Origin of the sequence: Kitasatospora sp. RG8, assembly GCF_017813315.1 — a bacterium.
GTDB lineage: Bacteria > Actinomycetota > Actinomycetes > Streptomycetales > Streptomycetaceae > Kitasatospora.
In genome coordinates this window covers 129,340-141,972 of sequence record NZ_JAGIYX010000004.1, presented here as the reverse complement: position 1 = coordinate 141,972, position 12,633 = coordinate 129,340, and the positions used below count along the sequence as shown (strand labels likewise).

Annotated in this window: 12 protein-coding genes; 4 read left to right on the top strand and 8 right to left on the bottom strand. The window is 74.0% G+C overall.

What is annotated here, in order from left to right; genetic code table 11:
- The first annotated feature begins 35 nt into the window (after positions 1 to 35).
- Together J5Y04_RS08295 and J5Y04_RS08290 are read left to right on the top strand one after the other, a co-directional pair.
- Complete coding sequence (locus tag J5Y04_RS08295; RefSeq protein WP_209411205.1) at positions 36 to 920, top strand: prohibitin family protein; 885 nt, start codon at positions 36 to 38, stop codon at positions 918 to 920.
- 190 nt (positions 921 to 1,110) lie between these two features.
- Positions 1,111 to 2,166, top strand: a complete 1,056-nt coding sequence (locus J5Y04_RS08290) for a ferritin-like protein (protein WP_209411204.1) — start codon at positions 1,111 to 1,113, stop codon at positions 2,164 to 2,166.
- Positions 2,167 to 2,235: 69 nt separating this feature from the next.
- Here the strand turns inward: J5Y04_RS08290 and def are convergent, their stop codons facing one another.
- The 8 genes from def to J5Y04_RS08250 all read right to left on the bottom strand — a co-directional run bounded on the left by def (position 2,236) and on the right by J5Y04_RS08250 (position 10,240).
- The gene (gene def / locus J5Y04_RS08285; protein ID WP_148642991.1) at positions 2,236 to 2,877 is read right to left on the bottom strand and encodes a peptide deformylase; all 642 of its coding nucleotides are present in this window, start codon (positions 2,875 to 2,877) and stop codon (positions 2,236 to 2,238) included.
- Positions 2,878 to 2,965: 88 nt separating this feature from the next.
- Positions 2,966 to 3,955, bottom strand: coding sequence for a hypothetical protein (locus J5Y04_RS08280; RefSeq protein ID WP_209411203.1), 990 nt, complete (start codon positions 3,953 to 3,955; stop codon positions 2,966 to 2,968).
- A gap of 246 nt (positions 3,956 to 4,201) precedes the next feature.
- Entirely contained in the window at positions 4,202 to 5,500 is a 1,299-nt protein-coding gene (locus J5Y04_RS08275; protein ID WP_307853001.1) for an HD domain-containing phosphohydrolase, read from the bottom strand.
- A gap of 98 nt (positions 5,501 to 5,598) precedes the next feature.
- On the bottom strand, positions 5,599 to 7,029 hold the full coding sequence (locus tag J5Y04_RS08270) for an HD-GYP domain-containing protein (protein ID WP_307853000.1): 1,431 nt from the start codon (positions 7,027 to 7,029) through the stop codon (positions 5,599 to 5,601).
- 311 nt (positions 7,030 to 7,340) lie between these two features.
- Positions 7,341 to 7,748, bottom strand: coding sequence for a mycothiol system anti-sigma-R factor (rsrA, locus tag J5Y04_RS08265; RefSeq protein WP_209411202.1), 408 nt, complete (start codon positions 7,746 to 7,748; stop codon positions 7,341 to 7,343).
- Entirely contained in the window at positions 7,745 to 8,488 is a 744-nt protein-coding gene (locus tag J5Y04_RS08260) for a sigma-70 family RNA polymerase sigma factor (RefSeq protein ID WP_374105976.1), read from the bottom strand. Before J5Y04_RS08260 ends, rsrA begins: the two co-directional genes overlap by 4 nt.
- 335 nt (positions 8,489 to 8,823) lie before the next feature.
- Positions 8,824 to 9,459 carry an alpha/beta family hydrolase gene (locus J5Y04_RS08255; protein ID WP_209411201.1) on the bottom strand — a complete coding sequence of 212 codons (636 nt, stop codon included), beginning with the start codon at positions 9,457 to 9,459 and terminating at the stop codon, positions 8,824 to 8,826.
- A gap of 28 nt (positions 9,460 to 9,487) precedes the next feature.
- Positions 9,488 to 10,240: an SOS response-associated peptidase gene (locus J5Y04_RS08250; RefSeq protein ID WP_209411200.1), complete on the bottom strand. Its 753-nt coding sequence runs from the start codon at positions 10,238 to 10,240 to the stop codon at positions 9,488 to 9,490.
- A gap of 156 nt (positions 10,241 to 10,396) precedes the next feature.
- Here J5Y04_RS08250 and J5Y04_RS08245 point away from each other — a divergent pair, with 156 nt between their 5' ends.
- Positions 10,397 to 11,113: a M50 family metallopeptidase gene (locus J5Y04_RS08245; protein ID WP_209411199.1), complete on the top strand. Its 717-nt coding sequence runs from the start codon at positions 10,397 to 10,399 to the stop codon at positions 11,111 to 11,113.
- Positions 11,114 to 11,297: 184 nt separating this feature from the next.
- Complete coding sequence (gene aroA / locus J5Y04_RS08240; protein WP_209411198.1) at positions 11,298 to 12,629, top strand: 3-phosphoshikimate 1-carboxyvinyltransferase; 1,332 nt, start codon at positions 11,298 to 11,300, stop codon at positions 12,627 to 12,629.
- Positions 12,630 to 12,633 lie beyond the last annotated feature (4 nt).

The following is a 12,633-nucleotide window of genomic DNA, read 5'->3' as shown; positions in this document are numbered from 1 at the left end:
TCCGTCCTGATCACTCCAGCCCGAGGGACCTCACCATGCTCATCCTGTCCCTGCTGTTCCTGGCCGTCGGCCTCGGCCTGCTCATACTGCGGTGGCGCAAGATCGGCTCCTGGCCGGTCACCCTCGGCGGCATCCTCGCCGGCGGTCTCGGGCTGCTGCTGGGGCTCACGACCTTCGTCCACGTGGTCGAGCCGACCGAGGTCGCGGTGCCCACCAGCCTCGGCAAGGTCGGCCGCACCTGGCAGCCGGGGCTCCACTTCAAGTCGCCGCTGACCGACGTGACCACCTTCTCGACCCGCCCCGCCGATCTCGACCTGACCGGTGACTCCACCGTCGAGGTCCGCTCCTCCGAGGGCGGGGTGCTGTTCGCCGACCTCACGGTGAAGTGGTCGATCGACCCCCAGCACACCGCCGACCTGTTCAAACTGGCCGGCAGCGCCGACGCCGTCCAGCAACGCCTGGTCTACCCGGACAGCCGGGAGATCGTCCGCAACGTCTTCGCCCGCCACACCAGCGTCGAGGGCTACAGCTCGCAGCGGGAGGCGATCGCCTCCGAGATCGACAAGCTGATCACCGCCCGGCTCGCCCCGCGCGGCATCCTCGTCAACGGCGTCAACCTGCGCAACGTCCGGCCGAGCGACGGCCTGCAGAAGGCCATCGACCAGAAGATCCAGCAGGATCAGACCACCGCCCAGGCGGAGGCGGCCGTGCGCACGGCCAAGGCCGAGGCCGAGAAGCGCAAGATCGAGGCCGACAGCACCGCCGCCGCCAACGCCGCGATCGCCAACTCGCTCACCGACAAGATCCTGCTGAGCCAGTGCATCGAGGCCTTCAAGGCCGCCGCCGAGAAGAACCCCGTCTACGCCAGCCCCTGCGGCGCCAACGGCACACCGGTCATCGTGGACGGCACCAAGCGCTGAGTCCGGACGGCGACCGCCCGGCGGCAGCACTCGCGCACCCGCCCGAAGGCCCCTGCCCCGCCGGGCGTGGCAGGGAAGGACTTCACACCGCCCGTCCGGATGAACTCCCGGGCCGCACCGGCGCCGGACCTCCGCACACGATCCGCCCCCGGTTACGGTCCGGCGCACAGCCGAACGAAAGGGGCCCACCGTGACGACCGGAATCCTCGACTACCAGAGCGACGCGATCGTCCAGCTCATGAACGTCGCGGAGGAGGACTGGACCGAACAGGAGCTCAAGGACGCGCTCCAGCGCGCGATCATGCTGGAGCTCTCCACCATCCCGCCCTACGCCACCGCCCTCTGGTCGATCACCGACCCGGACAACAACAAGCCGGTCCGCCACACCATCCGCGAGATCATCTTCGACGAGATGTCGCACTTCGGGCTGGTCTGCAACATGCTCACCACCATCGGCGGCACGGTCGTCCTCACCGACCCCGCCACCGTGCCGAAGTACCCCGGCCAGCTGCCCGGCGGCGTCAACCCCGACCTGGAGGTGTATCTCAGCGGGCTGAGCCGCGAGTCGGCCGCCCTGTTCGCCGCCATCGAGAAGCCCGAGCACCCGCTCGGCTTCGCGGCCGACGGCAACACCATCGGCGCGTTCTACCAGCGCATCGCCAACGTCTTCCCCAGGTTCGCCGGCCTCATCAACGGGCAGCGCCAGGTGGAGGCCACGCTCACCAGCCACGGCGCCGGCAACGACATCGTCAAGATGAACCACATCGACGACGTGCTCACCGCCATCCACATCATCCAGACCCAGGGCGAGGGCACCGACGCCTCCCCGGACAACCCCTTTCCCGGTGTCCCGGACGAACTCGCCCACTACTACGCCTTCAAGGAGATCGCGGTCGGCAAGAAGTTCGTCCCCGTCGGCCAGAACGGAGGTTTCGACTTCGTCGGTCCTGACATCCCGCTGCCGGACACCTCCTCGATCGCCCGGATCCCCGGGGGCGGCTGGATCAACTCCCCCGGCAACGAGCCCGACGCGAACACCGCCGGGCTGCTGCACGACTTCAACCAGCTCTACAGCCAGATGCTGCGCGACCTCGAAACCGCCTGGAGCGATGCCGGGGACGGCACGGTCGGCTCGGCCCCCACTCTGATGGGGAAGATGCGCAAGGCCGCCCAGAAGATCAACGCCGTCGAGCTCCCCCTCGACCACCGCTTCACCTACGGCCCGGAATGGCTCTTCCTCCCGTAGCCCGTAGCCCCGAACAGCCCGAAGGCCGGTACGGAGCCCCCGCACCGGCCTTCAACAGGCCTTCGGCCGTTACGCGTTCGGCACGGTCGCGTAGCGCGGCGTGCCCTCGGCCATCTGCCGCAGCGCGTCCTTGCGGTCCCGCTTCGACAGCTTGTCGATGTAGAGGAACCCGTACAGGTGGTCGGTCTCGTGCTGGAGGCAGCGGGCGAAGAAGCCGGTGCCCTCGACGCGGATCGGGTTGCCGTCCTTGTCGACGCCGGTCACCGCGGCGTAGTCCGGGCGGGGCAGCTCGGCGTAGGCGGTCGGCACCGAGAGGCAGCCCTCGTTGCCGTCGTCCAGCACCCGCCTGCTCCCGGCCGGCAGCTCCTCCAGCACCGGGTTGATGACGTGGCCGATGTGGCGCACGCCCTCGTCGTCCGGGCAGTCGTAGACGAAGACCTTGAGGTCCACGCCGATCTGGTTGGCGGCCAGGCCGACGCCCTCGGCGGCGTACATCGACTGGAACATGTCGTCGATCAGCGCGGACAGCTCACCGTCGAACGCGGTGACGTCCTTGACCTCCCGGTGCAGCACCGGGTTGCCGAACACGGTGATCGGCCGTGCGGTGCCCTTCGAGAGGTCCGGCTCCTCGCCGACCACCTTCACCGGCTGGGCCGCGTCCCCAGCGGGCTCGTGGTCGTGGTCGTGCTGGTGGTCGTGCTGCTCCGCCATCGCTGCCTTTTCGCTTCCGAATCCGAGAACTGTCGAGGTGTACCGCTCAAGGGTAAGCGGCTCGCTCAGCAGACTCCTCAGGATTCGCTCAGCAGACCTCCTCAAGATCACGATATGCGCGGCTCCCCGGGGAGGCCGCCACCCAGCGGTCCAGCAGCGTCCGCACCAGGGCGGCCGGGGCAGCGATCCCGCACTCGCGCTCCACCAGCCAGGACATCCCGCCCGCGCCCTGGCTCAGATGGCTCAGGTGCCCCGGGTGGGCCGCGTCCCCGTCGTCGTGCGGATCGTGGTGCGCGGTGTGCCCGTCGTCCGAGGCCATCCGGCTCTCCGAACAGGCCCGGCAGAGCAGCCGCACCGAGGACGTCCAGTCCTCCGCCGCGTACCCCGCCTCGGCGACCAGCCGCTCCAGCGCGTCCCGGTCCGCCGCGGTGGCCGCCTGCAGCAGCACCACGTACGTCGGCACCGGGGACGGCGCCCACAGTTCGATCTCGTCGAACACCGGGTACGCGACCCCGTCCGCGACCCGCTCGCCGTGCGGGGCGCCGTCGTGCAGCACCACCTCGCCCCAGCGGCGGCCCGACGACGGCAGCGGGATCGACAGCACCTCGATCCGGGCCGGGTCCAGCCGCCGGCCCCAGACCACCTCGGACTCGCCCTCCGGCGAGAGCCGCACCGGTGTCGTCCCCAGGTCCAGGCTCACCGGACCCTCCGGCTGCGCCCCGGGCCCGCCCGGCAGCCGCAGCCCGTACGCCTGCCAGGCCCGCCGCGCCAGCGGCCAGTCCTGGAGCGCCGTCGCGGTGATCCCGAGGTTCCACCAGTCGGGGGCACCGTGCTCGCGGTCCAGCAGCGCCACCGCGCGCAGCCCGGCCGCACGCGCCTGCTCCCAGTCCCGGCGGAACTTGTGCAGCAGCGCCAGGTTGAACCAGGAGTCGGACAGCCACGGCTCCAGATCGGCCGCCATCACCAGCAGGGCACCCGCGTCCTCGAACCGGCCGTCGCCGATCAGCGTGAAAGCCCGGTCGGTCGTCTGCCGCCAGGTGGCGGACGGCCGGTGCCGTGCCCGGTGGAAGATCCTCACGTTCGTCCCTGCCGTCGTCGTCCGCTCAAGTCCCGCATCCGCTCCCGCGTCACGGGCCCGGTACCCCGGGTCGGTGTTCCACGCTACGACCGCATCCAACCACGCCCGCCACCGCCCGCGCTCCCCACCGCCCACGGTTGCCGCAGCCATCGGGCTCCTGCCCCTACCCAGCCTGCCCGCCCCGCCGCCCCACCTCAACCCCAGCGGGCCGAACTCCCCGTCCCCTCCACCCCGCCCCGTCCGGGGCTAGCCCCGGACGCGGACCAACGCGTCGACCACCCGGGGGTCGTAGACCCGCCCCCGCCCGAGCCGCAGCACCTCCAGCACCTCCAGCCGCCCCACCGCCTCGCCCACCCCACGGCCGCGCGCCGCCGTCAGGAGGTCGTCGTGGGCGTTGGCCACCCGGATGATCCGCGCCGCCAGCGGCACCTGGGGCCCGCCCCCGTCCGGCCCGCCGTCCGGCCGCCCGCCCGGCGGATCCGCCAGCCGGGCGACCTGCTCGGCCACCTGCCGCGGCACCCCCGTCCGCCTGATCACCTCGCTCCCCAGCCGGGCGATCCGCTGCTGCTCCTCCTCCGGCAGCAGCGCCGTCGCCCCGTCCGGCACCGGTTCGACCAGTGACAGCTGTCCGATGTCGTGCATCAGCGCCGCGTACTCCAGCAGGGCGAGCTCACGGGTGCCCAGCCCCAGCTCGCGCCCGACCGCGCACGCCGTGTCGGCGACCCGCCGGGCGTGGCCGGGCGGGGTGTAGCCGGCCACCTCGGTGGCCCGGGCCAGGCTGGCGATGGTCTGCCCGGTGGTGGCCCGGACGGCGGCGGCCCGCCGGAACGAGACCTGGGCCAGCAGCAGCGGCGTGCAGAACAGCGGCAGGGCCCAGAGCCCGACCTCGCCCGCGGCCAGGCTGACCAGCAGCCCCGTCGCCGTGATCGCCGTGCCGATCCCGAACAGCGACCGCAGCTCGTCCTCCAGCGCCGCCGGGAACCGCAGCCCGCTCCGGTCTCGGCGCAGCACCGCCGCCAGGGTGGCGTCGCAGAGCGCGGCCAGTGCGGCCACCAGGGCCAGGAACACCCCGTACGCCGGGCCGTCCGCCGAGATCCGGTCCACCAGTCCGCTGTTGTAGAGCGGCTGGAAGACGGCGGCGGCGAAGCCCGCGCCGAGCAGCCGCCGGGCGGCGCCGTCGCGCCGGGCCCGGTCGCGCCAGGGCGCCCGCCGGTGGTGCCGGACGCGGTGCGGCAGGACGAGGGCCGGAAGCAGGGAGAGCAGCAGGCCGACACCGGTCACCGCGACCGTCTGGAGCACCCCGTGCCCCGTCGGCAGCCCGCGCAGCGGCCCGAGCAGCGCGTAGGCGAGCGCGCCGGCCGCTCCGATCGGCGCCTGCTCGCGGTCGCCCGGGAGGGTGATCCGGACGCACTCGCCGAGCGCGACCAGCACCGTGAAGGCCAGGGCGACCCCGGGCTCGGCGATCCCCCGGACCGCCACCGCGCCGAACGCGAGGGCCAGCAGCGCGAGCGCCCCTCCGTGCACCGCCAGCGTGCCCCCGTGCACCGCCGCCCCCGGCCGGGGCCCGCCGGGCCGCGACGGCCGGTGCGCGCCCGGTCGCCGGTGGGCCCGCCGGTGCGGCCGCGCGCCCCCGGTCGCCGCGATCACGACGGACCGGCCGTCGGCGCGGTGCCGCCCTGGGCGGGCACCCGGCGGGGGGCCGCCCGGGCCGGCTCGGGGACGCCGAGCGGGATGTCCGGCACCGCCCGGATGCAGTCGCCGGGCGGCGGCAGCACCGGTTGCCAGTCGTGCACGGCCAGCGCGTCGACCAGGGCCCGGACCATCACCGGGTCGAACTGGCTGCCCGAGCAGCGCTCCAGCTCGGCCACCGCCTCGGCGACCGGCCGGCCGCGCCGGTACGAGCGGGTGGAGGTCATCGAGTCGAAGGCGTCGGCGACCGAGATGATCCGGGCGAACTCGGGGATCTGCTCGCCCACCAGCCCGCTCGGGTAGCCGCGGCCGTCCATCCGCTCGTGGTGGTGCAGGATCCCCGCGTGCGCCTCGCCGAGGAAGGCGATCCCGCGCACCAGCTCGTACCCGTGCACCGGGTGCACCTCGACGGCCCGCCGTTCGGCGTTGGTGAGGGGACCGTTTCTGCGCAGCAGCTCGGTGGCGACGCCGAGCTTGCCGACGTCGTGCAGGATGCCGGCGAACCGCAGGGTGCGCAGCCGCTCGTACTCCATGCCGAGCTGACCTGCGATCAGCACCGCGGCCTTGCCGACCCGTTCGCTGTGCCCGCGGGTGTAGGCGTCCTTGATCTCCACGGCCTGCACCAGCGCCTGGACGGTGGCCTGGTGGGCGTCCCGCTCGCGGTGGCCCTGGGCGAACACCCAGGCCGAGATGGAGAGCGGCAGCAGCGCCAGCAGCGCCGCGAAGGCCCCGTACGGCCCCTGCCAGAGCACCGCGACCATCAGCCCGCCGGCCGCGTGCACCAGGACCGGCAGTCCGACCGCGGCGGCCTGGCCGCGCCGCAGCAGGGTCGGGCGCCGGCCCTCGGCCAGCAGCAGCATGGCGCTCACCAGCACGCCGTTGACCAGGCAGAACACGGCGAGGGAGGCGAAGCCGGGAAGCAGCGCGGCCGGGAACCGGGAGCCGAGCAGCAGCTGCGGCCCGGCGAGCAGGTGGAAGACCACGGAGGAGGCGAACGCGGAGAGCGCGAGCTGGGCGCCGTTCCACAGCTGCCGCCGCCGGCCCTCCGGCTCGCCGGGGCCGAGCAGCGCGGGCACCACCGCGACCAGGGCGGCGGCGGCCGGCGGCAGCATCAGCACCCCGGCGAAGAGCACCGGGAAGAAGGCGTTGGCGCAGGGCCGGGCCGGTGCCCGGTCGGGCAGCGGACGGCGCAGCAGGGCGCGGACAAGTCGCAGGCAGGGCGTCGGCATCCCCTGGGCGAGCGATCCCCAGCACCCGTGCAGGAAGGCCAGCAGTCCGACCTTGGGCCAGTCGACGGGTGCGCCGAGCCAGCGCGGCACGCCCAGCGGGAGCGGCGCCGCCAGCAGCGGCAGCAGGCAGCAGAGCGCCGCCACGGGGACGGCCACGAGGTAGCGCGCCGCGCCCGGTGGCAGGTCCGGGTCTCCACTGTCGGTAGCGATCTCGACCTCCCCGCCGTCCTGGCCCGGTCTCGCGCTCGGCGCGCCGGGGCGACCGGCGGTGAGCGTCCGTCAGGAGGATAGGCCGCCGTTCCGGCACGGGGACGCATGATCGCGGAATGCCGCAGTTGGCGCACCGCCAACTCACTCGAACGAGTGACGGCGCACGCAAGCAAAAAGGGGGCGGCCCCCGGAGCACCTGCTCCGGGGGCCGCCTCGTCCTCGCGCCGGACCGTCCGCCGTACGGCGGGCCGGCCCGCTCACTCCGCCGGGGCGCCCGCCTCGACCGGGGTACCCGGCCTGGCCGCGGCCTCGACGGCCTCACCGGCCGGGGCCGTGCGGCCCTGCACGGCGACCTCGCCGTGCCCCTCGGCCGTGGGGTCGACGGCGACCACCGCCTCGCCGGACCGCTGCCCGGCCCGGATCGAGTCGATCCGGGCCAGCACCTTGCCGCGGAGGTCGGCCGGGGTGTCGTCACACCCGCAGCAGCGCTTGATCAGTGCCTTGATGGCCTGCTCCAGCCCGTACTTCTCCAGGCACGGCGAGCACTCCTCGAAGTGCACCCGCAACTTGGCGTAGTCACCCTCGGCCATCTCGTTGTCGAGGAATTCATAGAGGTGGTCGAGGACCTCGCCACACTCGGTGTCGTGCGGATCGCCGCAGCTCATGAACCCGAGCCCTTCGCTTCCTGCCCTGCCCCGCTGCCGGCCGGGACCAGCCCGCGCTCACGGGCGTAGTCCTCCAACATGCCGCGCAGCTGCCGGCGGCCGCGGTGCAGTCGGGACATCACCGTACCGATGGGAGTACCCATGATGTCCGCGATCTCCTTGTACGCAAAGCCCTCGACGTCCGCGAGATAGACGGCGATGCGGAATTCCTCCGGGATGGCCTGGAGGGCGTCCTTCACATCGCTGTCCGGGAGGTGGTCGAGCGCCTGGGTCTCGGCCGAACGCAGACCGGTCGACATGTGCGACTCGGCCCGGGCCAGCTGCCAGTCCTCGATCTCCTCGGCGGCGGTGCGCTGGGGCTCCCGCTGCTTCTTGCGGTACGAGTTGATGAACGTGTTGGTGAGGATCCGGTACAGCCAGGCCTTGAGGTTGGTGCCCTCGCGGAACTGGTGGAAGGACGCGTACGCCTTGGCGAACGCCTCCTGGAGGAGGTCCTCCGCGTCGGCCGGGTTGCGGGTCATCCGCAGCGCCGCCGAGTACATCGGATCCAGGTAGCCCAGGGCGTCGCGCTCGAAACGCTCCCGCCGGGCCTCCTCGCTCTCCTCCGCCGACACTCGGAAGGTGTCCTCACCGATCGCCTCGGCCAGCTCCTCACCGGTGAGCGCCTCCCCCGCGGGCAGGCTCTCCTCCGGGCCCCGGCCCGGCTCGGCCTCGTGCTCGGTCCCGACGACCGGACCCACCTCCTCGCCATGGCGGGCACGACCCACCGCGGGCCGCCCCGAAATGGAGGATATCGGGCTGACGGGCTTCTCGCCCGCGACAATCCAGTCGGACCACGCAGGGGCGAAGGCCGCGGCGGCCTCGCGCTCCTCCGGCCGCTCGGGGCACGCGATCGAACCCATCTGTGCTGCCTTCCACCGGGACTCAAGCTGACAGGGGTTCCAACCACGCCGACGGCGCCCGCATTCCCGGCCCCGGGCGGCTTTTCACCCGCACGGGTGAGCGGGCGGCGACAGCCCGTCCACGGCGGCCGGGAACGGCCGGGAGCGGCACCGCCCACCCCGCGGCAGCCCGCTCAGAGCAGCCCGAGCACCCAGTCCCCGACCGCCCCGGTGATCAGCTCCAGCACCTCGTCCTGCCCCATCGGCGCCCGCTTCGGCACCTCGAAGCCGTGGCTCCCGTACGGCACCGGCACCAGCGTGTGCCCGGCCGGGAGCTCCGGGAACTCCGCCGGGCCCCCGAACGGATCCGCCGCGCTCTGCACCACCAGCGTCGGCAGCCCGGACTCCAGCAGCTCCGCCGCCCGGCTCTTCTCCGGCCTGCCCGGCGGGTGCAGCGGGAACGCCAGCGCCACCACCCCGGCGGCGCCGGTCGCCGCGCCCGTCCGGCAGGCCACCCGGGCCCCGGCGCTGCGCCCGCCGACCACCAGCGGCAGGCCCCCGCCCGCCAGCAGCTCGGCGACCGGGGTCCAGCCCGCGTCCAGGGTCTTCGGCGCCGGCCCGAGCCGCTTCCCGGCCACCCGCCAGGGCTGCTCGACCAGCGCCACGGTGACCCCCCGGGCCGGCAGGGCGGCGGCCAGCGCGACCAGGTCGCGCGCCGCGGTCCCGCCGCCGGCGCCGTGCCCGAGCGCCAGCACCGCCTTCGGGGCGGCCGCGCGGTGCCAGGTGATCCGGGCGTCCCCGGCGGGCGTCGGGACGAGTTCGGTGGTCATCGTGCAGGGGCTCCAGGGGAAAGGGGGGTCAGAACAGCGTGGTCTCGTACTCGGCCTCGTCCCACGGCCGGGTCAGCTCGGGGCCGTTGTTGCGGATGCTGCCCACCGCGGGCGAGACCGGGGTGGCCCGCAGGGCGCCGGGCGGCGGGGGTATCAGCAGCCGGCGCAGCTCGTCCGGGTCGGCCTGCCCCGGGTCCAGCCAGTCGTCGTACGACTCCCGGTCCAGGAAGAGCGGCATCCGCTCGTGGATCGGGGCGAGGAGCTCCTCGGCCTCGGTGGTGACGATCGTGAAGGTCACCAGCCAGGCCTCGGGGTGGCCGGCGGGCACCGTCCGGTTGCGCCAGAACTCGTACAGCCCGGCCAGCGCCAGCGGGCCGCCGTCCGCCCTGGAGACGAAGAACGGCTTCTTCCTCGCCCTGCCCCGCTCGCCGGGCAGCGTCTGCCACTCGTAGTAGCCGTCGACCGGCAGGATGCACCGGCGGGACGCGAAGGCCTGCCGGTACGAGGGCTTCTCGTGCACCGTGTCCGAGCGGGCGTTGATCATCTTCACCGCCGTCTCCGGCGACTTCGCCCAGGCCGGCACCAGGCCCCAGCGCAGCACCCGCAGCTGCCGCACCGGCGCCGACTCCCCCTTGGGCACCCGGTCCAGCACCACGAAGGCGCTGTCGGTGGGGGCGACGTTCCAGCTGGGGGCCAGCGTCTCGGCCGGGTCCCACTGCCGGACGCCGAAGAGCTCCACGATGTCCTCCGGCCTGGTGCCGGCGGCGAAGCGACCACACATGCCGTCAGCTTGCCACGGCCGCCGTTCTCACCACTTCCTCATTCCACGGAACGAACCACCGCCTCCCGCCCGGCCGTCCCCGCATGGGAGGCTGCCACCCCGGCGGCCGCGACCCGCGCCCGGCCGGGGCACGGCCGGACGGAGGCGGAGACGGACATGGACGCACAGAACATCGGCGAGGTCTGGGACCGGGTCACCGGCACCCAGCCCGCACCGCCCGGCTGGCTCGTCCTGGCCACCGGCGCGACCGCCCTGCTCCTGGTCCTCGTGCGGCCGCTCTGGCGGATCGGACGCAACGCCGTGACCATCGCCCACGAGGGCGGCCACGGCCTCGCCGCGCGCGCCACCCGGCGCAGACTGGCCGGGATCCGGCTGCACTCCGACACCTCCGGCCTCACCCTCTCCTACGGCCGCCCCACCGGGCCCGGCATGGTGCTCACCGCCGCCGCCGGCTACACCACCCCGGCCCTGCTCGGCCTCGGCGGCGCCGCGCTGCTCGCCGCCGACCGGATCACCCTGCTGCTCTGGCTGTCCATCGCCCTGCTGCTGGCCCTGCTGGTCCGGATCCGCAACGCCTTCGGCCTCCTGTCCGTCCTGCTGGCCGGCGGCGCGTTCTTCCTGGTCTCCTGGTTCGGCACCCCCGAGGTGCAGGCCGGCTTCGCCTACCTCGGCACCTGGTTCCTGCTGCTCGGCGCCGTCCGGCCGGTCCTGGAGCTCCAGCACCAGCGCCGCCGCGGCCAGGCCCAGGACTCCGACGCCGACCAGCTGGCCCGGCTCACCGGCATCCCCGGCCTCGCCTGGATCGCCCTCTTCCTGATCACCGCACTCGCCTGTCTGGCCCTCGGCGCGAGCTGGCTGCTGCCCGCGGGCTAGGCCCGACCCGAGCCGAAGGGCGCGCCGGTGCCGAAAGTGATGCGCGACGAGCGAGGAACGAGCGCCGCAACGAAGAGCGTCGGCGCCGGGCCCGAGCGCCCGGAGGCGAGCGGGCGGGTCACAGCCCCGTTCCGCCATCCGGCCACCGCGCGGGCGGTTCCCGTACGGCCCCTAAACTTGCCCCATGACCGAGACCCTGTGGCCCGCCCCCGTCGCGACCACCCCCGTTGACGCCACCGTCACCATCCCCGGCTCCAAGTCGGTCACCAACCGGGCCCTGGTGCTGGCGGCACTCGCCACCGAGCCCGGCTGGGTGCGGCGCCCGCTGCGCAGCCGCGACTCCCAGCTGATGGCCGACGGCCTGCGCGCACTCGGTGTCGGCATCGAGGAGCAGGTCAACAACGACGCCGGTGGCACCGGCGGCGGCGAGGCCTGGCGGATCATCCCCGCGCCCGCGCTGCGCGGCCCGGCCTCGGTCGATGTCGGCAATGCCGGCACGGTCATGCGCTTCCTGCCCCCGCTGGCCGTCCTCGCCGACGGCCCGGTGCACTTCGACGGCGACCCGCGCAGCTACGAGCGCCCGCAGCACGGCGTGATCAACGCCCTGCGCGCGCTCGGCGCCCGGATCGACGACGACGGCCGCGGCGCATTCCCGCTCACCGTGCACGGCACCGGCGGGCTGGACGGCGGCCCGGTCGAGCTGGACGCCTCGTCCTCCTCCCAGTTCGTCTCCGCCCTGCTGCTCTCCGGCGCCCGCTACAACCAGGGCGTGGAGGTCCGCCACGTCGGCGGCCCGGTCCCCTCGCTGCCGCACATCCGGATGACGGTCGAGATGCTGCGACTGGCCGGCGTCCAGGTCGACGCCCCCGAGGACGGCGGCGAGAAGGACGTCTGGCGGGTCACCCCCGGCGCCCTGATCGGCCGCGACATGGTGGTCGAGCCGGACCTCTCCAACGCCGCGCCGTTCTTCGCCGCCGCCCTGGTCACCGGCGGCCGGGTCACCGTCCGCGACTGGCCGAAGCACACCACCCAGCCCGGCGACCAGCTCCGCGAGATCTACACGCGGATGGGCGGCGCCTGCGAGTTCACGGACGAGGGCCTGCAGTTCACCGGCACCGGCCGGATCCACGGCATCGAGGCCGACCTGCACGACGTGGGCGAGCTGACCCCGGTGATCGCGGCCGTCGCCGCGCTCGCCGACTCCGAGTCCCACCTCTACGGCATCGCCCACCTGCGGCTGCACGAGACCGACCGGCTGGCCGCACTCGCCAAGGAGATCAACGACCTCGGCGGCGACGTCACCGAGACCGAGGACGGCCTGCGGATCCGCCCCCGCACGCTGCACGGCGGCGTCTTCCACACCTACGAGGACCACCGCCTGGCCACCGCCGCCGCGGTGATCGGCCTTGCCGTCGAGGGCGTCCAGGTGGAGAACGTGGCCACCACGGCCAAGACCCTGCCGGACTTCCCGAAGATGTGGGACGAGCTCCTCACCGGGACAGTGGCGGGCGGCTGAGCGG